Annotated in this window: 17 protein-coding genes; 8 read left to right on the top strand and 9 right to left on the bottom strand. The window is 64.3% G+C overall.

Features of this window, described 5'->3' with window-relative positions; all coding sequences use genetic code 11:
- The first annotated feature begins 479 nt into the window (after nucleotides 1-479).
- The 6 genes from BN10_RS08580 to BN10_RS08550 all read left to right on the top strand — a co-directional run bounded on the left by BN10_RS08580 (nucleotide 480) and on the right by BN10_RS08550 (nucleotide 9,461).
- Entirely contained in the window at nucleotides 480-2,201 is a 1,722-nt protein-coding gene (locus tag BN10_RS08580) for a B12-binding domain-containing radical SAM protein (protein WP_010850844.1), read from the top strand.
- 3 nt (nucleotides 2,202-2,204) lie between these two features.
- Nucleotides 2,205-3,242, top strand: coding sequence for an isocitrate/isopropylmalate family dehydrogenase (locus BN10_RS08575; protein ID WP_010850843.1), 1,038 nt, complete (start codon nucleotides 2,205-2,207; stop codon nucleotides 3,240-3,242).
- On the top strand, nucleotides 3,239-4,990 hold the full coding sequence (locus BN10_RS15740; RefSeq protein WP_010850842.1) for a carbamoyltransferase family protein: 1,752 nt from the start codon (nucleotides 3,239-3,241) through the stop codon (nucleotides 4,988-4,990). Before BN10_RS08575 ends, BN10_RS15740 begins: the two co-directional genes overlap by 4 nt.
- Entirely contained in the window at nucleotides 4,983-5,672 is a 690-nt protein-coding gene (locus BN10_RS15735; RefSeq protein ID WP_010850841.1) for a methyltransferase family protein, read from the top strand. The genes BN10_RS15740 and BN10_RS15735 overlap by 8 nt, the downstream gene beginning before the upstream one ends.
- Nucleotides 5,669-8,194, top strand: a complete 2,526-nt coding sequence (locus BN10_RS08555) for a pyridoxal-phosphate dependent enzyme (protein ID WP_010850840.1) — start codon at nucleotides 5,669-5,671, stop codon at nucleotides 8,192-8,194. The genes BN10_RS15735 and BN10_RS08555 overlap by 4 nt, the downstream gene beginning before the upstream one ends.
- Nucleotides 8,195-8,258: 64 nt before the next feature.
- Entirely contained in the window at nucleotides 8,259-9,461 is a 1,203-nt protein-coding gene (locus BN10_RS08550; RefSeq protein WP_040751172.1) for a hypothetical protein, read from the top strand.
- Here the strand turns inward: BN10_RS08550 and BN10_RS08545 are convergent.
- From BN10_RS08545 to BN10_RS08510, 9 genes are read right to left on the bottom strand one after another with little or no spacing between them, the layout of a single operon-like run.
- Complete coding sequence (locus tag BN10_RS08545; protein ID WP_010850838.1) at nucleotides 9,433-10,896, bottom strand: class I adenylate-forming enzyme family protein; 1,464 nt, start codon at nucleotides 10,894-10,896, stop codon at nucleotides 9,433-9,435. The two genes, BN10_RS08550 and BN10_RS08545, sit on opposite strands and share 29 nt — an antisense overlap.
- The gene (locus BN10_RS08540) at nucleotides 10,893-11,402 is read right to left on the bottom strand and encodes a LeuD/DmdB family oxidoreductase small subunit (protein WP_010850837.1); all 510 of its coding nucleotides are present in this window, start codon (nucleotides 11,400-11,402) and stop codon (nucleotides 10,893-10,895) included. The genes BN10_RS08545 and BN10_RS08540 overlap by 4 nt, the downstream gene beginning before the upstream one ends.
- Nucleotides 11,399-12,655, bottom strand: coding sequence for an aconitase/3-isopropylmalate dehydratase large subunit family protein (locus tag BN10_RS08535; RefSeq protein WP_010850836.1), 1,257 nt, complete (start codon nucleotides 12,653-12,655; stop codon nucleotides 11,399-11,401). The genes BN10_RS08540 and BN10_RS08535 overlap by 4 nt, the downstream gene beginning before the upstream one ends.
- The gene (locus tag BN10_RS08530) at nucleotides 12,652-13,761 is read right to left on the bottom strand and encodes a homocitrate synthase/isopropylmalate synthase family protein (protein ID WP_051369653.1); all 1,110 of its coding nucleotides are present in this window, start codon (nucleotides 13,759-13,761) and stop codon (nucleotides 12,652-12,654) included. The genes BN10_RS08535 and BN10_RS08530 overlap by 4 nt, the downstream gene beginning before the upstream one ends.
- Nucleotides 13,761-15,428 (bottom strand): carbamoyltransferase family protein, encoded by a 1,668-nt coding sequence (locus BN10_RS08525; RefSeq protein ID WP_010850832.1) that lies wholly within the window; start codon nucleotides 15,426-15,428, stop codon nucleotides 13,761-13,763. Before BN10_RS08525 ends, BN10_RS08530 begins: the two co-directional genes overlap by 1 nt.
- Nucleotides 15,425-16,672 carry a cytochrome P450 gene (locus tag BN10_RS08520; protein WP_010850831.1) on the bottom strand — a complete coding sequence of 416 codons (1,248 nt, stop codon included), beginning with the start codon at nucleotides 16,670-16,672 and terminating at the stop codon, nucleotides 15,425-15,427. The genes BN10_RS08525 and BN10_RS08520 overlap by 4 nt, the downstream gene beginning before the upstream one ends.
- Nucleotides 16,669-17,898: a glycosyltransferase gene (locus BN10_RS08515; protein WP_198014038.1), complete on the bottom strand. Its 1,230-nt coding sequence runs from the start codon at nucleotides 17,896-17,898 to the stop codon at nucleotides 16,669-16,671. The genes BN10_RS08520 and BN10_RS08515 overlap by 4 nt, the downstream gene beginning before the upstream one ends.
- Nucleotides 17,895-18,620, bottom strand: coding sequence for a phytanoyl-CoA dioxygenase family protein (locus BN10_RS16375; protein ID WP_010850828.1), 726 nt, complete (start codon nucleotides 18,618-18,620; stop codon nucleotides 17,895-17,897). The genes BN10_RS08515 and BN10_RS16375 overlap by 4 nt, the downstream gene beginning before the upstream one ends.
- Nucleotides 18,621-18,626: 6 nt before the next feature.
- Nucleotides 18,627-19,601: a glycosyltransferase gene (locus BN10_RS08510; protein WP_010850827.1), complete on the bottom strand. Its 975-nt coding sequence runs from the start codon at nucleotides 19,599-19,601 to the stop codon at nucleotides 18,627-18,629.
- A 159-nt stretch (nucleotides 19,602-19,760) separates the two neighbouring features.
- Between BN10_RS08510 and BN10_RS08505 the strand changes: the two genes are divergently transcribed.
- Both BN10_RS08505 and BN10_RS08500 read left to right on the top strand, forming a co-directional pair.
- On the top strand, nucleotides 19,761-20,075 hold the full coding sequence (locus tag BN10_RS08505; protein WP_010850826.1) for a transposase: 315 nt from the start codon (nucleotides 19,761-19,763) through the stop codon (nucleotides 20,073-20,075).
- A partial coding sequence (locus tag BN10_RS08500; RefSeq protein WP_040751160.1) for an IS3 family transposase occupies nucleotides 20,072-20,703 on the top strand: 632 nt, incomplete at its 3' end. The genes BN10_RS08505 and BN10_RS08500, both read left to right, overlap by 4 nt.

Below are 20,703 nucleotides of genomic sequence, written 5' to 3'. Positions count from 1 at the left end.
ACAGCGTCACCCGCCTGCAACGCCTCCGCCGCAGCGGCAGCTCCCTCAAACGAACGCTCAGACATCTGGCCCGCCTTCGCCTCGAACTGGCCTCTTGTTAGGGATCATGCCTTGGTTGAGACTCTGCGTGAAGGGGCCCGCCTGTCATGACGGCCGTCGAATCCCACGCGTCTGCCTGCTGTAGCGTCCATCGAGTCCCAGCTCGCGCCTCAGTGGCCGCGCGAGCAGTCCTCCAGCCCTGAGCTGACTAGGACCCGCTCCACCCGACGGTGCCTCCTGCTCGTGACCTGCACGGGGGTACTCGACCGTTGCCGATCGATCCGCAAGGCCAACAGGGTGTAACCCATCCGTCAGCCTGCCATTTGCCCGATGAGCCCTTGACGTCCAGGGGTCCCGTCGTGATACCAGTACCTCACCGTCGAAACTTTGATGGTGCTCAGAGCCGGCCGCTGGGCCGGCGGGTCAATGTGGGGAGTGCCATGCAGCAAGAGCTCGGTTTGACCGTCCCCTATAGGCCCGAAGTCGTCAACGCACGGCTCGTCGTCGTCGCGAATGCATGTCAGACCGTCGACGAGACGCTGGATCAGTACAGGCGGACGTCCACCGACCCAGCGGCGCTTGAGGCGAACAACAGCTACTACCTCGATCAGTACGTAGCGATGATCCCGCACGTTGGCGGCCAGCGACGTGAGATCGTCGACGCGATCAACAGCGTGCGCGCTGAAGCCGGCCACCCTTCCTTCCTGAACGAGCACAACTCCTGCTCACTCAACGGCGTCTACCTCTACGACCTCCTTTCGCGCTTTGGATACGCGGGCAGGACTGACCTCGTCGACAATATCGATCTCGACGCGGAGCGGGCGCGCGGACTTGTGGAGCGTGCCGACATCGTTCTGCTGTCGTCGACTTTTATCACCAGCGCCGCGACGATCGTGCGGGTTACCCGCGTGATCAAGGAGTGGAACTCTGACGTCAAAGTAATCGTTGGTGGGGCGAAGTTGACGCAATTCGCGGACGAGTCAGAGATCCACGAGGCGGCACGGCATGCTGACGCACTTGTCCTGTCGCCCAACGGTGAGCAGACGCTGCTCAAACTGATCCCGCGAATTTTTCGTGACGAACCGATCGACGACGTGCCCAACGTCGCCTACCATCGTGACGGCTTTCGGCGGTCAATAGGCATTCACCACGATGGTGTCGATATTGACGCCTACTCAGTTCGCTGGAACGAACTCCCCGCCGAGGTACTTCGATCGTCAGTCAACGTGCGTACGGGGCGCGGATGCCCGTTCAAATGCAAGTTTTGCACCTTCCCGAGCTACAACGACCAGCGTGTCGACCTCATGTCTGTGGAAACCGTCCTTTCACAACTGCGACAGATCATGCGCCAGCCACAAGTGAAGTCTGTACGGTTCGTTGACGACACGCTGTTCCTTAACCACAGGCACCTACTCGACGTTTGCCACGGCATGATTGACATCGGGTTCGACCTGCCGTGGACCGCTTATCTGCGGACGACCACGCTGAATAAGGAGTGCACGACCGCCCTCCGTGACGCTGGCTGCAAGCTCGTTCTGGTTGGTGTCGAATCCGCCGACCAGCAGGTGCTCAATAACATGTTCAAGGGCACACGCGAGGCTCACGCCTGGGAAGCCGCTAAGAACCTGCACGACAGCGATATCCTCGGTTTCGCCTTCATCCTCACCGGATTCCCAGGGGAGACGCCAAGGACCATCGACAAGACCATTGACTTCCTCAACAATTCCGGTATTCATTCGTACGTTCATTCGCCGCTGTTCGTTTTTCCAAATTCGCCAATCGCCAAAGAAGCTGTCGGGTTCGGCCTGGAAGGCGGTTTCAATGATTGGCGACACGCAACGATGGACTGTCGCGGCGCCATGGACCAGTGCATGCGCATATTTCACGAGGTCGTCAACGCCGCGTACATTGACCGCGGGTCCTCGATCACGAAGGTTCTGCTCGACCACGGGTTCACGGTCCAAGAGGTACGGTCGCTAGGCATCGCCCACAATGAGCTGGCCCGTCGCGAGTTGGACGACGTGGCCAACGACGACGTGTTGGAGGCTTTTCGCCGCCTAAGCTTGGGCGGCGGCGGCGGCGCCGATCACGCCAATGTAATCTCCTCGCCCTATAGCAGGACCGGTACCGGGCTACAGGTCAACTCGGGCGCACGGTTCTGATTGATGATCCCTTCTGTTGTTCCGACGGAGTCCGACACGCTGATCCGACCCGTTCGACTGCTCGCTTTGGGAGGTGACGGGGTTGGTCCGGAGGTCATGGAGCCGACGCTTCGCCTCCTGCAACGCGAATCCGCGCTCTGCATCGACGAGGCCTTCGCCGGCCACGACGCATTTCGCCAAACTGGAACGACGATCGACGCCAGCACGCTGACCCAAGCGAGGACAGTCGATGGGGTGCTGTTTGGGTGCTCGGCGACCCCTTCGCCGCCGCCCGCCGACTATCAGAGCCCGATACTGCTCCTGCGCCGCGAGCTCGGCCTCGTCGCCAATATTCGTGCCTGTCGGGACCCATCCGGTGACGTTATCGACGTCGTCATGGTCCGGGACTGCATCGAAGGGCTCTACAGTGAAGTCGAGCGGCCGATCGATAATGGATATCTCGCTGAGTACCGCGTCACCCGCGATGTAACGACGCGTATCGCCGCCGTGGCTGCAGATATCGCGCGTAATCGCCACGGGATTGTCACGGTCGTTCACAAGGCAAACGTGCTGCGTCACGCCGACGGGCTGTTTCGCTCGGCAGCTATCGCCGAACTGGATCGCAAGGGTATCCGCCACGACGAAGCACTGGCTGACGCCGCCGGCTATCACCTCGTACTCAAGCCACGCCGATACGACGTGATGATGATGACCAGCCACGTTGGTGACATCCTGTCTGACGTCGGCGCCGCTATCGCGGGCGGGCTTGGCCTGGTCCCGTCGCTCACGCTCGGTAGCGGGCCGCCGCTGGCCGAGCCGATCCACGGTTCCGCACCCGACATCTCCGGCACGGGTCTGGCCGACCCGGTCGCAATGATGCTTTCGGCCGCAATGCTGCTTGACTCCCTCGGACGCCGCGTTTTCGCCAAACACTTGCGCGAAGCCGTACGCGGCCACCTACAGGAGCGTACCCGTGGGAAACCGCTGCGCACTTTGACCGTTTACGACGACGTGGCGCGCCGGCTTGATGCGTCCCTCGAAATGGCAAGCACACCGTCATGACAGTCACACTGGGCCTGTCTGCCCTGGCCCATGACCCAGCGGCGTGCCTGATCGTAGACGGACACCTAGTGGCTGCCGTCGAGGAGGAGCGCCTCAACAGATATAAGCGGACCACGGACTTTCCGCACCGGTCGATCCAATTTGTGCTCGCCCACGCCGGACTCACCCTCGCCGACGTTGACGACATCGCCTACTACTGGAACGACTTGGGTCAGTTTGCATCAACGATGTGGTGGTCGGCGCGCCAAGCGCCGGGCAACCCGTCAGGCATGGCCCGGGTGGCCCGCCAGCGCTTCGGCACAGTCCGCGCTCGGTCGCTTCTACGGAGGGAGTTGGCGGTCCATCTGTCGGACGGGCAGCAGCTGCCGCCGGTGCATTTCGTCAATCACCATCTCGCCCATCTGGCGGCTGCCCGGTACAGCGCACCGTTCGATCCCGACGCGGCAATTGTCGTTGATGGTCGCGGGGAGATCGCGGCGACCTCTCTATACCTGCTGAAGCCTGGCGCGGGCTTGCCCTCGGCGTGCGAGTGGTACCCATTTCCTGACTCACTCGGCGTCAGCTATGGCGCCGTCACCCAAGTCTTGGGCTATGAGCCCATCGCCGACGAGTACAAGGTGATGGGGCTCGCCTCGTACGGGTCTCCAGACCCTGACGCCGAACGGAAGATCGACGCGCTCCTTCGTGTGCACCCAAATGGGAAGTACCAGGTAAACATCAGCATGCTGAGACCGGAGCACTGCTCAGCTCCGGGGAGGCCGTGGTTGGGCGACCGTGCCCTGAAGTTATTGGCAGGTGAATACGGCGACGGCGACACGCCGACGCCTGCGGCACACAACTTGGCCTACGCGTTGCAGCATCGTTTGGAAGAGGCCCTCTGTGGTTTGACCCGCCGACTGGTCGCCCGTGGCAGTCGCCGGTTCGTAATCGGCGGCGGCGTCGCGATGAACGCCGTCGCCATTGGTCGGATTCGGGGCGTTGACGGGGTTGAGGCCCTGCACGTGCCGCTCGCACCGACTGATGCTGGCGCGAGCGTCGGGGCCGCCCTGGCATTGCTGGAGCGGCTCCGTCTTCCGATGCCCGGCGTCCAGGAGCTCACAAACCCGTTTGTTGGCCCCGGTTACAACATCGCTGAACTCGAACAGGCGCTTGCGGGCCTCGGCTGGCGGTATTGGAAGTGCGAAGATGCGGCATGGAGCGCCGCCCAGGACATCGCGGCCGGCCGAATCCTTGGCTGGTTCGACGGCAGGATGGAGTTCGGAGAGCGAGCGCTCGGGGCGCGAAGCATCCTGGCGGATCCGCGCGACCCAGCGGTGAGGGACCGGATTAACGTCCTCGTGAAGCGGCGGGAGACCTATCGCCCGTTTGCACCGTCGGTCCTCGAGGAGAACGCATCAATGTTCTTCGCCACTGAACGCAGCCGTCGCATGGGCGAGATCGTGCGGGCCACAGCGTTGGCGGCCGACGTTGTGCCAAGCGTCGTGCACGTCGACGGTACGGCGCGGCCGCAAACAGTACCGAAGGACTGGCCCGCTGCCGAGTTCCGCCGACTGATCGAATGCTTCTTTGAGGCCACAGGGGTACCCATGGTGGTGAATACCTCGTTCAACGTGCGCGGAGAGCCGATTGTGTGCTCCCCAATGGACGCCCTGCAGTGCTTTGCGACTTCGGGTCTCGATGTGCTGTATTTAGGTCCATTCCGCGTGACTAGGGACGATGCAGCAAGGCAGAATGCCAGCGATGACTGACCCAGGCCGCGACAAACGCCGGCGCATTGTTCGCCTCTTCGCCACCCGAGCTGCCCTGCCGATCGCGACGGCCCTTGCAGTTCCGCGTTTGCGCCGCGGGTGGGCTGGGCTGCCGATCCTCGAACTGGCAACTTGGATGGTCGCCGAGGCGCTCGCTGAGAACGAGGTGGCCAACCAAATAGCCGGCGAAAGCACACAAGATCGGGGAACGCGTCACTTGATGGTCGGATCGCACATGATCGCATGGTGGGCGCCGCTTGTTGAGGGAGGCGCCCGGTCTGCGGCGCCGCCTTCGCGGACAGCCCTCGCCGTCGGCACGATCGTCACGCTCGCGGGCGCCGCGATGCGGATCTCGGCCGTTCGCACTCTCGGCAAGGATTTCACCGGCTACGTCCATGTAAAGCAGGGGCAGCTTGTCTGTGAGACGGGCCTCTATCGGCACATCCGCCACCCCAGCTACGTCGGTTTGTTTTTCCTGAATGTCGGTCCCTCGATAAGTCTGAGGGCATGGTGGTCCGTGCCGGTCGTAGCCGCCTGCACCGCCGCGGCCGTCACTCAACGGGTGCGCGCTGAGGAGGACCACCTCGTCGGCGTCATCGGTCCGCCCTACGCCGACTACCTCGCGGCGACCCCCCGATTCATCCCGGCGCCCCTGGGGCGGCTCCAAAATGAGCGGCGATGACCGATCCAATAGTGCGATCCGCCGCCCTCATTGATCCTCACGCGTCAGCGGAGGCGCTTTTGGGCAGCGTCGTGCGCACGTCGATCCGCCGTCTAACTTGGCTGGAGCGAATCGTCGGCGTGCCGGTATGGGCGAAGCTAGAGCTGCAGCAGCACACAGGATCGTTCAAATACCGCGGTGCACGCCTTGCCCTGATGCGCGGGCCCGACTCCCCCGTGATTGCCGCGTCGGCCGGCAACCACGGCCTCGCCGTCGCACAGGTTGCTAGCGAGCTAGGAAAGTCAGCGAACATCTGCATACCGGTAAACGCCAGCCGCGTCAAACGCGACCGAATACTAGCAACCGGCGCCGGCTTAATTGAACACGGCAGTTCAATGGAGGAGGCCACGGCGCACGCAGAAGCACTCGCGCACTCAAGCGACCTCTACTACATCTCGCCGTACAACAATCCCGATGTCATCTCGGGGTCGTCCACAATCGCGCTCGAGATGCTCGCAGACGTTCCCGATCTGACAGCCATGGTGGCGCCAGTTGGCGGTGGCGGGCTCTTCTGCGGGCTCGCGCTCGGAAGCGTGGCGGCCGGGGCGCAGCTACGCATGTTCGGCACCGAGCCGGCTGCCTACGCCTCGATGTCCGCCAGCATGTCCGCCGGTGAGATTGTCCGCGTGCCACACCGTCCGACCCTCGCCGATGGCCTGGCGATCAACCTCGAGCGTGACTCGATTACCTACAATCTGGCTCAGCAGCATCTGAGCGGCATAGTCGAATTGACTGAAGAGGAGCTCGCCGCGGGGACGCTGGCCCTGCTCGTCCATGAAAGCCTATTAGTCGAGCCGGCAGGGGCTGCGTCCGTGATTGCCTGCCTGCGTTTGGCCCAACGCGGCGACCTGACCGGGCCGGTCGGGATTCCGCTGTGCGGAGGCAACATCCAGCAGCCCACTCTGGCACGAATCCAGCGGTACTCGTTCCAGGATCCGGATCTTGTCCGACTGCTCCACCTGCGTGGGCGCGTTGTGTCCGATATCCCGGTCGCCCGGATGAGACAGGTCACGTCACTCACGGCCACCGTCGAGTCCGCCGGCCCTGCCGCCGAGCTGCTGGAGCAGGTGCGCAGCTGCATGCAGCGCTTGCAGCTGACGCTACGCGGGGTCAGTGACTATGTGTCGTACTGCGCCGATGCCGACCTAATCGTCGACCAGGATGTCTGGCGGCAGGTCGCGACGGCGGGTCAGCTGGCACTGGAACTGCTGGAGCGCGAGGAGCGTGTCCTGGCTAAGGCCGCGGCGGCCGCGGGAGTTGACGAGTTGGCCAGGACGGAACTCCTGGTGCGGTTTGGTCTCGCGACACTTGCGCATGTGCGCGGCGCACTGGAGTGGTGCTCCCCTGCCTACACGCAGTCGCGGGTCGCCCAGTTCTTCGACTTGGCGGGGCAGGAGTCGCCGACGGTCAACTACGACCGCTACGAGTCCTCCTCCGTCCACCAGGTGGAAGATCAGTTGCTTCGCGTGTTGCGTCTGCCCCCTGAGCTGTGGGGGGTAACGGTGACGTCCTCGGGGATGGCCGCGTACTCGCTGATCGAATCCTTCCTGCTCCGCGAGCGGCTTCGGCCCGGCGACACGGTGCTGCTCGCCCCGTACATCTACTTCGAGGCGGCGGAACAGGTTACGTCGCTTTGCTCAGTTCGGTGCGTGCGAGCCGATGGTTACGGTGTAGAAGAAATCCTCGCGTCGGTGAGGCGCCACCGGCCGCGCTGCATCTTCATCGACCCGGTGGCGAACACGGCCTATCAGCAGATGGTCGACATCCCTGCCGTGCTCGCCCGGCTTCGGGAGGAAGCCGGCGAACGCATGACCGTCGTCATAGACGGAACCATGCTGTCTGCCGCCATGCCCCCCGCCGCGCTGACTAGTGACGACCGGCTGGAGGTCCTGTACTACGAGAGCTGTTCGAAGTATCTCCAACTCGGTCTTGACGCGGCGATGGCCGGCTTCGTGGCGGCGCCGGTTTCGACGCGAGCCCACCTCGAACGGCTGCGCCGAAACACCGGCAGCATCCTCTACCGGCACAGCGCCGATCTGTTCCCTCGCTATGACAGCGACATGTTTCGTGACCGGATGGCCCGAATCTGTTCCAATGCCACCATCGTTGCCGAGCGGCTATGCGCTCGGCCAGAGGTTCTCGACGTAGTCCAAGTGTTTTACCCCGGCCACCCGAGCCACCCTGACCATCAAATTGCCGCACGGCTGCCGTACGCGGGCGGGTGTGTCACGATGCTGTTCCGCGAAGCTGGGCGTAACCACCGCGATCTGCTGGAGGGCGTGCAAGAGGTGGTACTCGCCCACGCGCGCGCGGCCGGGCTCCATCTCACCAAGGGGGTCAGCTTCGGCTTCTCGACGCCGCGGATCTCGGCTGCGTCAAGCATGGCCGAGACAGAGGCGCCGTTCCTACGTCTGTACGTGGGTGACCGGGAGGCGCAGGTTGAACTGCTGGCCGAGGTGGTGGGAAATGCCCTCGTTAGGTGAGTCCGGAATCGCTGATCCGGTTCTGTGTGTCCCGTTCCTGGACACCGGCACACTCGTCCGCCGAATGTCCGACGACCTGGCAAGATTCACCCAATTCGACCCAGCCCGCAATGCCATTTCGCCCACGGAGACCTCGGCCGCCGCCGAGGTCGCGATCATGGCGCGTATGTCGGTCCTTCTGCGGGTGTACAGCGACGATTACCACACCGATTCGTTCGACATCGAACGCTTGGCCGCGCAAATGCGCGCCGGAACGGAGTCGATCTGGTTCTGGGGAGAGGCGGAGCAGATCGGCAGGCTCCGTAACGCTCTGACAGATCCGCCGTACCCGTTACCCTCGTTCGACGTCGGTACTGTGACGGTGCTGTCAGCCGAGGGCGAGTTCGGTCCCGGGCACGGCGAACTCTGTCGGTCCGGCAGTACCGACCCAGGTCTGGGCGCCACCGCCCCCATCCTGTCTCGTTCCCTGCAGTATCACCTCGGCGAGGAGACCTACCCGCACGACCGCTACCACACGCTCGTGCTCGCAGCGCGCAACCGGGCGAGCACGGACAAGATCCGAGGTGGTGAGGCACTTCAGCGCATCCATAGCCGGTACGTTCAGTCGCGGTTCTGGGGGTACGTACCGTTCTACGTCATGCAGGGGGGTGTGCTCGAGCAGACTGAACTGAGGGAGAGCAACCGCGACCCCCTCGACGTCGTTCGTGCGCTGCGCGACCAACCAGTCTGGCACTTTGCCGACGACCGTGAGGCACGTTTCGCCGCCTCTCTCGTCGAGCTCAACTTCGGCTTTCCGCAGCCGGTAACCGTCGACGACGGAAGCGAAACAGCCGATTCTTGGCCTGGCTTCGTGAGCACCCTGCCGCCGTCGCCCGCCCTTGTGCCCAACAACCACGCTTCACTACGCATAGCAGCAGAGGGCGGCGCCAGCCTAGACGCAACGGTCGCCGAGGCCATCGCCTCGGGCGTGTGCTGCGTCGCGGTGCGGCTCCCCCTTTCCGATCCGTTCACGTCCGGAGTGCAGCGGTGGTTGAGAGCGCACGGCTTCAATCTTTCTGCGGTTTGCCCGCCTAAGGACACTTGGTACGCGGACCCGCTTCGGCACGATGTACAAACCCCCGCGTACGGGATCTGGGTTCGTCCTAGACCCGGGCTGGTCGTGATTCCCCCTCACTACGCCCAACGTCTGGGCGCCATCCCCGCTGAGTCGGAGGTCCTGCGCTACCACCGCGAGGTGCTCAGCCCTCGCTGGGCGTCGTTTGAGTGATCGGTCGGTGCCACGCCGTAGAACGAGGTCCAGTCGCGGCTCGCGCAGCGAGTCCTACCCGGTCGACCTTGCCCGAACCTAGACGCGGCAAGGCATCGACCACCTCGACCCAGTCGGGAGTCGCATAGCGGGTTAGGTTCGCAGCGACATGCGCCCAAAGCATCTCCGAGTTGATTGGCTCGGTCTGTTCAAGGTACGCGACCGGGCGCTGGATCCATTGCGGATGCGGCACCGCGACGGCCACCACATCCCCGACGGTTGGAAAGGAGCGCAGGCAGCGCTCGATCTGTTCCAGCGCGATCCATTCGGAGCCGGAGCGAATCAGGTTCGATCGTCGACCGACCAACCGTATTCCGCTCGGGCCTAGCTCCACCAGGTCACCGGTGCGCAGCCACCCGTCGCGCAGCCGCTGGCGCGTCGCGTCCGGGTCGTGGAGGTAGCCGGCCATCACGTGACCTGATCGGACCATCAACTCGCTGGTCCTGGGATCAACACGTACCTCAACGCCGTCGGCGGGCTGCCCCAGTTCGGCCGGCTCCGGCAGCACGGCGCCCCGGTGCGCGGCAGCCGACAGTACTGAAACCAGTGGACCAGCTTCCGTCAGACCATAACCGCGCGTCACCTCCCCTCTGGTCTCTTCCAGCACCCTTCGCAGCAGCTGGCTTTCCAGAAGATCGCCGGCATAGTTGAGCAGCCGAAGGCCGCCAAGCGCTGGTAGGTCGCCGTCCTTCTCGAGCTGCACCAAGATGGCCGGCACCACTGTCATGACCGTGGGAGAGCCGGAGCGCAGCGCGGCGCCCAACCTGCCGGGCCCACCAGGACCAGGCAACAGAAGGCATCCACCGAGCCACACGATCGTGTCCTCAAATAGGGATCCGGCGGCGTGGTATGGGGGCAACGCGCAAAGAAGTCGGTCGTGCACACACATTCCGCGGGTGACGGCGTTTGATCGTGCAGCGCTGTCGAGTTGGCCGGCGAGCTGCAGAACTGCCCGAGGTGCGCCACTGCTGCCTGATGTGAAGAGCACCCGCGCGGGAGTGGACAGATCCATCGACGCCAACTCCGGGCCGTCCGCACCAACCGCGTCCGCCCGCAGGGCCGGAATGTCGGCATCGGTCAGGATGAGATCCGGCCGCACGACGGCAAGCCGGGCAGCATGGTCAGCCGGCCCACAGTGGGGATCGATGAGCGCCTCAACCGCCCCAAGATAGTTCGCCGCCCACCGAATTAGCCGCAGTGCGACCTGATCCTGCGAGGTTGCAGCGACGATCCCTCCGGGACCTAGGCCCCGCATCGCCAGGGCGCCGGCCCAACGGCGCACCTCCCGCAGTAGTTCCGAGTAGGTCCAGGTGTTGTCCTCAACGACGATGGCTGCCGACCCGGGAGCGGCCTCGGCGGCCCGGATGATGCCTTTGATCGGACCGGCGAGTGTCAACCCAGAACCAGCGGGTTTTCTCTGACCAGGGGCAGAATGCCACCGGCGCGGATGATGTTCATCATGGTCTTCGGCAGGGGCTGTCCTTCGGCTGTGCCCCCAACTCCCGTCACAATCCCAGTAGAGAGGTCCGCCGAGACCTCCGCACCGGCAGCCAGGGCCGGCTGCGACCGGGTGCCCGGCAGTCGGATGAGCGCGAGGCCAAGGTTGAGCCCGTTCCGGAAGAATATGGACCCAAAGCTCTCCGCAACAACCAGTGTTACGCCACACTGAAGTAGCGCCTTGACCGCCTGCTCCCGGCTTGATCCGCAACCGAAGTTCGTGCCGCCGAGGACTACCGAGGCTCCATCGAGGCGTTCCGTAAAGCCTGGCAAGTGGTTTTGGAACGCGTAGTCGCCAAGCTCCGGCTCAGGCACGCGAAGGTAGGGACTCGGCAGAATGACATCAGTATTGAGGTCGTCCCACAGTTCCGACGGTAGGTGCCAGACCACCCCGCGCACGATCATCGTCCCGCCCCCGTTGCCGGGAAAGTACCCGCGACGGCCACCGCGGCCGCCACAGTCGGCGAGGCCAAGTAGATCTGGGCCGAGCTGCTGCCCGAGCGCCCGCTGAAGTTGCGGTTCTGCGCAGAAACGCACACCTCGCCGTCGCCTAGAGCGCCAACCCGGCCGAGGCAGGCGCCACACCCCGGCGGGAGGACCGTGGCGCCGGCTTTCTGCAGTGCAGCAATCGTGCCGTCGGCGGTTGCCTCATGCAATACCGTCGCGGATGCGGGACCTATGTACATTCGCGTGCCGGAGGCGATTGTGCGTCCCGCAAGTGCCGCCGCCGCGTCGTGGAAATCCTCCAATCGTCCGCCCGCACACGATCCGATGAACACTTGGTCCACGGCGATGACCGCGTCGAGGGCGGCAACCGGACGCGTCAGATCCGGCCTGTCAGGCAGCGCGACGGTCGGCACCACATCAGCCAATTCCACCGCCAGGTCAGCAACCGGATCTTCGCCGTCGCCGTCGTCGCTAACTAGGCCGACGTACTTCAGGTCGGCCCCGTGTTCGGTAAGCCACTTCCGGGACACCCTGTCGACCGGAAACATTCCACTCACGGCGCCCATCTCGGTCGCATGGTTGGCGATCTTCATCCGGTCCGCCACTCGGAGGTGCGTGATGGCCGGCCCGACGAACTCGAGTGCCATACCAAGCGCGCCATCAGTGCCAATTGCCGTGAGAATGTGCAGCGCGAGGTCTTGCGCGCTGGCCGGTTCGGCCAACCGCCCCGTTAGGCGCACCCGAATCACCTCCGGCACCTCCAGCCACAGCCGGCCCGTAGCCAGTACTGCTGCAACGTCAGTGGCGCCCAAGCCGATGGCCAACGCGCCGAAGGCCCCCCCGGTGCACGTATGCGAGTCCGCCCCAACCACCACCGTCCCCGGCCGGACCAGCCCCATCTCCGGTAGAACCTGATGGGCGATGCCCTGGCCTTGTACGACTCGAATGCCGTGGCGGGCCGCGAACGCCCGCGCCTCTATGTGCAAATTGGCCTCGGCGGCAGAAGTCGGCGGGAAGAAGTGGTCAAAAATGAAGACCGTCCGCGCGGCCCCGGCTAAGTCGTGGATGCCGTGCCGGTCAAGCGCCCGGCCAACAACGGGACCGGATCCGTCGTGCGCCATGATCGCATCGACGTCAACCGTCACAATTTCTCCGGCATGAACCTTCCGGCTGGTGAACCGCTCTAGCACCCGGTAAGTCAGGTAGGTCACCGTGTTACCTCCGCGAGCAGGGACCGTATCCGTAGCTCGTCTAGCGGTTCCCCAGTTTCGCTCAGCTCCTGCAGGCGCCGCAATAGCGTCAGGCACTGCTCGTCGTCGAGTTGGATGTCGTATAGCGCTGCCACGTGACGGATCGCGGCGCGACCGCTTGTCTTACCAAGCACGTACTCGCGCGTACCGCCCACGAGCGCCGGGGGGTAAGGCTCGTAGCAGCCCGTGTTTCGCAGCATCGCCGCCACATGAATGCCAGATTCGTGCCGGAAACTGTTGCCGCCTACTACTCCCTTATTTGCGGGAATAGGTACACCCGAATGCGCGGCAACCAAACGGCAAACCTCAGTGAGCCTGTCCAGACGGACACTCGTCGGGTGCTTGTAGAGTATCTCGAGGGCCGCGACACACTCCTCCGTCGCAGCATTGCCAGAACGTTCACCTAGGCCGTTTATGGTTGTCGATATTGCCGTCGCGCCGGATTCGACGGCGGCTAGGGTGTTAGCGACGGCCAACCCGAAGTCGTCGTGGCAATGAACCGCCACCGCGATGCCAGCATCTCCAATAACGCGCGCAACGAGGGCACTGAATTGTTCTGGCTTGGCCATGCCGACCGTGTCTGCGAGGCCAATGCGCTGAGCGCCGGAGGCCGCGAGGGCACGTGCGGCTCCAGCTACCCGGTCTGGCGGGGTACGAGTGGCGTCCTCGAAGGAAACCTGAACGAAGAGCCCGCGCTCGCGGGCGTACAGAGCGGCCTCGGCGCTCGCACGGAGCGCAGTATCAAAGTCTGTACCCAGCTTGTCGCGCAGATGGATATCTGAGAAAGCGGAAACAATGATGACCCCATCGACGCCGCATAACGCGGCGTTGTCGAGATCACGGCGGATCGGCCGAGCGAGGGCTAGTGTACGGGCGTTCAGGCCCGAATCGACGATGGACGAGATGTCGGCGCACTGTGCTTCGCCCGAGGCCGGGAAACCCAACTCAATCTCATCGACCCCAAGCTCGTCCAAAGCGTGGGCGATCTCGTGTTGTTGCTGCCGCGTAAATGCGACACCCGGCATCTGCGCCCCATCTCGCAGAGTTGTGTCATATATGACAACCACTATGTGACACCTCGTTTCGTCACGACGAACGGGCCAACCGCGAGCGCGTCCAGGGTGGATGAGTAGAACGTGCGCACTGCGTCGTACGGCGTGCACACGATCGGCTCACCGGCCAGGTTAAAGGATGTGTTCAGCACGACCGGCACCCCGCAGGTCGCCTCAAGAGCGTCGAGCAAAGTCGCGAGCGGCTTGTTCCGATCCGGCGTGACGAACTGCGGGCGACACGAACCGTCAGTGTGCACCACCGCGGGGATAGTGGTAAGCATGCCGCCCACCACGGGGACGGCGGTCAGCATGAACGGCGCCGAGCCTAGGCTCTCCACGTACCGGCGACCATCCGCTGCCCGGAGCGATGGCGCTAGCGGACGCCACTGCTCGCGACCCTTGAGTTCGTTGACCCGCGTGTGGTTCGCACGCCGCCGTGGGTCCGCCAGGATCGAACGGTGACCCAGCGCTCGTGGCCCGAGCTCCATCCGGCCCTGGAACCAGCCGACCACCTTCCCCGCGTCTAGGAGATGGGCGACCTCTGTCGCCACATCATCGAAGCGCACCGCCGCCAGACCGAGCCGGCTCAGTAGGTCGGCGACCTCATAGTCGGAGAAGGAAGGACCTAGGCCCGCCTGTTCGAGCGCACCGGCCGGCGCCTCCCCGTGCGCGGCCGCCACGGAGAGCGCCGCGCCGAGGCCTGTGCCGGCATCGCCACTGGCCGGGGAGATGTACAGCTCGTCGACAAGGCCAGAGCGTTCAATGACGCCGTTTGCGGTGCAGTTGAGCGCGACTCCGCCGCCAAGTACGAGCCGACGCTCTCCGGTCTGCTCGACGGCAAGGCGGACCAGATGGAGCAGGACTCTCTCGAGCTCGGCTTGCCCGGTGGCCGCAATCGCGGCGTGGTGGTCGGTCAGCGCAATCTCACTGCGAACGCGGCCTCTCAGCCGATCCATCGAATAGCGAACCGCCACAGCCGGACCGAAGTTCGACTCGAACCAGCGTCGCCATGCGGCGACGGTCGCCCGGAACGCGAGGACGTCACCACCCGAACCATCGACGTCGATGCTTGGGTGGTAGCCGCTGGCGGTCAGCCTGAACGCCGGTGGCGAAGATAGTGGGCGAGAGGTAGCCGCTAAGCCCATGACTTTGCCCTCTTCGCCTAGCTCAAAACCAAGGTGATTGGTCAACGCAAGGTAGAAGAACCCAAGAGATTCGGTGATCCCAAACGAAGCTAGGTTGGTGATGGTGGCCCCACTGCCACGGGCGATCGTAGTAGCAACGCCATCGCCCTGCCCGTCCGCCGTGACAATCGCTGCCGACGGAAAGCCCGAGCCAAAAAATGCCGCGGCCGCGTGGCACGTCGCATGGTCAACGATACTGATCCTTGGCCGGCGGTGGCCGGCGAAGGCGGGGTGGGCCAACATGGCTTGGTGTATCGACAGGGCAGCGCCAGCGTTGACACGGTCAGGCGCCCACGACAACGCGAGCACATCAACATCGCTTAATGTGAGCCCGGCTTCCGCAAGGCAATACAGCGCCGCCGACGTCGGTGCGGCGCCATACGCGTGCTTGTTGCGGGTGAATCGCTCCTCTTCTGCAGCAGCGACGACCTCACCGCCCTGGACAAGTGCGGCAGCCGCGTCGTGACCCAAGCCACCGGAGATCCCCAATACGATCACCTTGTTACCCTTCCGGCTCGCTCGGAGAGGGCAATTGGCAGGTGCGCAAAGCCGCGCATGTTCGCGCTGGCCAGACGAACAGCCTGGCCGTCCGGCTCGATCAGCAGTCCGGGGTCGGCTAGCAGTTGGAGCGTCGAGCGCAACTGAGCGTTCGCAATCGCAGCACCCAAGCAGTAGTGCGGTCCATACCCATAGCTGAGCCCGGCTGGGCCTCCACGGCCGACGTCGAGCCGCGCCGGAGCGAAGTACCGCTCGGGGTCGCGGTTCGCCGCCGCAATGACGACGATAACCATGTCACCGGCGCGTACAGGAATCCCGTCGAGGTCGAAGTCCACGAACGCGTGCCGCCCCGTGCTCTGAACCGGTGGGTCAAAACGAACCAGCTCTTCACATGCCGAGTCAAGCAGCGAGGCGTCATGGCGTATTCGGGTGAACTGCGACGGGTTTCGCATCAACTGCCACAAACTGTTGCCGAGCAGACTCATTGTTGTTTGGTAGGCCGCGTTGTAAACCTGGAACAGCAACGGAACAAGCTCCTCGGTAGCGATGGCACCAGCTTCGGACGCTGAGGCGAGGGCTGATATGAGGTCGTCGGCGGGCCTGTTCCGTCGGTACACGAGCAGCTCAGATAGGTAGGCCCTGATCTCGTCAACTGCCAGGTCAGCGGCGGCGACCTGGGCTGCGGTCACGCTGCGCTCGAACAGCGCGTTGAACGTCAGCGTCTGTTGGCGCAGTTCGGTGCGGTGGCTGTCCGGTATGCCAAGCACCGCATGGATTGTCCGCAAGGGCAGCACGTCCGCGTAATCGCTTATAAAGTCACCCCCGCCTCTGGCTCGGAGGCCGAGGTACAACTCCTTCGCGACGCGCTCAATTTCGGGCTTAACCCGGCCGATTCGCGCAGGCGTGAACTCGGCGCTCACTCGGGAGTGCAGTGTTCCGTGGCGGGGTGGGTTGGCCATCAGCATCATGCCCGACAGCATCACGAGCGAGTTATGTTCTCGCCACGAAGCGCCACCCTTTGCCCGGCCGACAGCCTCAATATCGTTACCGAACCGGGGGTCTCGCAGCACCGCGATGCAGTCCCTATACGCGGTGACGACCCAGGCGCCGCCTGCCACCTGGTGCGCCCGGCCCAAACGTCGCAATTCCTCGTAGTCCGGGTACGGGTCGAGGACGAAATCTCCAGAGAGGAACAGTCGCGTGAAGAGGCTGTCGACGATGTCGGACTTAAGATGCCCCGTCATCGGGCGGCACTTTCGGCAACGTCCGGCACAGGGACTCCGGTGTACGCCACCGCCTCCACGAGCTGTGCCGCCTGGTCTGGCCCTGCCAGCGATTGAAACTCACCAGATAGCTCGACTGCGCGGGCCCGCGCGCGGGCATCCGTGAGTGCCCATGTGATCGCGGCGGCGATCGTGGCCGGGCCGGCCCTCAACGCCGGGACGGCGATCCCGACCCCCAGTCCTTCGCAACGAGCCGCGTTGGTCGGCTGATCAGCGTTGACCGGCATCAACACCATTGGCAGTTGGTGTTCCAGCGCGGCGAGTACGGTGCCGAGACCCCCCGCCGTCACAACCGCTGCGCACGCTGGAAGAACGGCCCCCAATGGCACGAACTCAGTCATCAACACGTCCTGGGGTGCTGGCTGGAACAGGGCAGGGTCGATGCCCGGGCCCGTAATGACGGTGAAATGGGCCGGAACGGACTCGGAGGCAGCCAGCACATGCCGCAGCAGTTCGGGCTGGTCGTGAAACACGGTTCCGAGCGTGACCAGCACCCGTGGCCCGTTGCTGTCGTTGCTGCCATCGCTGGCACCCCTGCCGTATGTTTCGGGCCGAACGAAGCGAATTGTAGGGCCTACGTGACTCCCGAACTCGCGTGCGTTGTCCAGCTCTGGGGTCGCCGCAACCAGACTGGGCAACATCGGCGCAAGGCCGAGGTAGCGGTAAAGTTGGCCAGCTTCCAAGGCATCGGCGCCGGTGAGTCTGGCGAGCCGGGTAAGGGAATCCCCGAGCTCAGCCGCCCAAGCCTCGGTGGAGAGGAATCGGTTTTCCCGGCCGGTAACGTGAGGAATGCCCAGCGCTTCAGCGATGGCGAAGGAGCCGAACTCCGCCGGGTCGCGCACTATGACGTTCGGGTGCCAGTCGTCGACGATTTCGCGAAGGTCCGTCACCGCAGCCGATGCCAGCGCTTCAACCAGAACGATGCGGGTGTACTCGAACGATGCGTCGCGCCGGGCCCGCGCGGTGGCGAGTGCTGGCACGAAGGTGTGCTCCAGGCCGACGGTAAAGTCGACACCCATCGATGCTGGACGCAGGCCCACCGCGGCTATCTGCGCTGCGAATCGCGGCGCGGATGCAACAACGACCTCGTGACCGCGACGCCGCAGTGCCCGCAACACCGGCAGCATCGGGAAGAGATGGCTGACTCCGGGTTGGGTGACGGCGAGGACACGAAGGGACCGACTCACGATATCCACCGTGGGTCTCGCCATTGCACTGCTCCAGCGCTGGATAGCTTGGGAACCCAGTATCGGCACTTGTCGAAGAAATAGTGCGTGACCTGACTGTGTCGTGTCGCTCCAGGGCGCAAGACCGATGCGCCGCCGTGTACCAAATCGCCGACCCAGATCAGGGCATGGCCGCGGGGTATTTGTCCATAGTGGGGGATAATGCCGGCGGCGCCAAGCGCGCGTTTGATCACGTCCTCCGAATGCGGGCCTCGCGGCCGACTGACGTTGCCCATAGAGATCCCCGCGAGCGCGTGGCTACCGGGGTAGTACACGACTGGACCGGTGTCCATAGTGATGTTCTCCAACGCTACCCATCCGGCGGCGACGAACCCGCCTGGGTCAGAACTGAAGTGCGTGGCATCCGAATGGAGATGCTGCTGAGTGCCGCTGCGGAAGTTGAGGGTCTGAAAAGGGAGTGGACGGCGGCCGAACAGCTGTGCAAGTAACTCAAGGACCTGCGGGGCCAGCGCCAACCGCCGGACGTGTTCGTTGATGCCCCATACATCCATAATGCGATCGCTGAAATACCTCACGTCTCCAACTTCGCGATTGTCGTCCGCGTACGCGTCAGATAGAGAGTCAGCGATAGCATCCAGCGTGCACTGGTACCGGTCCGGTAGCGCAACTGTTGCCAGACCAGAGTTATGGAAATCTTGTCGATTGACCGCGCCGATCGTCACGGGAACTCAACCTAGGGGCGAACGTCGCTCGCCGGAAGCCTCAGCCCGCCCTACGGATGCATCCAGCCTCAGCGCCACGTTAGCCCGACGAACGTCGTGCAGCTCCGCCATGAGCGCACCGAAACTGCTATCGCCGCTGTCGACGACTGCAGCAACCTCGGGGGAAACCCGCAGCTGGAAGGGGAAGTACTTGCCGTAGACGACCTCGAGCACGCCGTCACGCAGGTACCGGTCGAAGTCATCGGGCCGACGATGCCCCCATCGTTCGACAAATCTTCTCTCCGACTCGGCGAACTCCGCCGTGCGGCCCTCACGGGTCGCAGAGGCCAGGTGGGTCAGCACCGACCGGTGGCAGTAATGCACCTCGCCGCCACCCTCAGTGACGCGGAAACACAGGTCCACGTCCTCGTAACCGTTGGTGAACCAAGTATCGAAGCCGTTCATTTGCTCGAACCAGTCCCGTGGCAGGAACATGCATGCCCCCGTGACGATACTGACTGGACCCGACCTGTTGACCACCTCGTGGTCTGCCGGCAACCCGGCGTACACATGCCGCGGGTACCCGTCGGCACAGAGCACGCAGCCCGCGTGCTGGATGCGGCCGTCGGGAAAGAGCAACTTGCAGCCGATGACCTTAGCTTGCGGGTGTGCGTCAGCGTACAAGACCAGCTCGTCGAGCCACTGCGGTTCCGGTTCCAAGTCTGTGTTGTAGAACACGAACGAACCGCCCCGTGCGGCCGCGGCGCCCGCGTTGCACGCAGAGGCAAAGCCTCGGTTCTCTACGGACCGCACGCTGGTGATCGCGTCACCGAACTCTGCAAGCACCACGGCGGTAGTGTCAACCGAGCCATCGTCGGAGACGACAATCTCGATGTCCTTGCGGTGCGACACGCTGCTGAGCAACAGTGTCAGGCAGGTCCGCAGCAGGTCAGCCCCGTTGTAGGTGGGCACCACAATCGATACAAGCGGAGACTTCCTCATCAAGTTCTCCCAGGGCCCTAGCAGTTGTTGCGACTCAGCCTAGCTCGACCCAAGGCGGTATCGTTCGTGCCACTCACGCCCGCCGCCAGAGAGTGGGCCTGACCCCGTTTCGCGGACATCCTGACTGGCCAGCTTCGCCTGGCAGGAGAGGATGCCCTCATGGGTGCAACGAGAAGGAAGTACACCCCGCAGTACCGGCGTGATGCAGCGCATCTGGTCATCGATACGGGCCGCACGATCCGTGCGGTGGCGGAGGAGATCGGGGTCGGGGAGCAGCTGCTGGGTCGGTGGGTGGCTGCTGAGCGGGCCCGGATGGATGACCCCCCGCCGGCGGTGGACTTCAACGAGCGTGCCGAGTTGGAGCGGTTGCGGGCCGAGAACGCGCAGCTGCGGATGGATCGGGAGTTCCTGAAAAAAGCAGCGGCCTTCTTCGTGGCGGAGAACGCGTCGAACCAGACACCGCGTTCGCAATGATCCACACGGAGAAGGCCAACGTGAAGCGGTCAGGGCCCTCAGTGGCGCGGATGTGTGAGCTGCTCGAGGTGTCCCGCTCGGGCTACTACGACTGGGCCGCCCGACAAACCGCCGGGCCAGGCTCGAGACAGACCCGGCTGCTGGAGTTGGCCGGGAAGGTCACCGCTGCGCACGAGGACTCCGATGGCGTGTACGGCGCGCCGCGGATCACTGCTGAGCTACGCGAGGCAGGTGAGGTGGTCTCGGTCAAGACCGTCGCGAAAGTGATGCGCGCCAGCGGCATTCAAGGGATCAGTCCTCGGGCGTGGCGCCCGGTGACCACCCTCGCCGACCCGTCCCCGCACGCGATCCCGGACTTGGTCGGGCGCCGGTTCGACACCGGCGAACTCAACACGGTGTGGACCTCCGACATCACGTACCTGGCCACCGATGAGGGCTGGCTCTACTTGTGTGCCGTGCGGGACGGCTGCTCGCGCCGAGTTCTGGGGTATGCCTTCAGCGACAGCCTGCACACCGACCTGGTCGAAGAAGCCCTCCGCCGAGCGGTCACCTTCCGCGACGGCGACACCGCCGGAGTGATCCTGCATGCGGACCGAGGCTGCCAGGGCGGATTCAACTGGTCGTCGCA

Origin of the sequence: Phycicoccus elongatus Lp2 (assembly GCF_000367525.1) — a bacterium.
In the GTDB taxonomy this organism is placed as follows: Bacteria; Actinomycetota; Actinomycetes; order Actinomycetales; family Dermatophilaceae; genus Phycicoccus_A; species Phycicoccus_A elongatus.
This window is presented reverse-complemented; position numbering and strand designations above follow the sequence as displayed.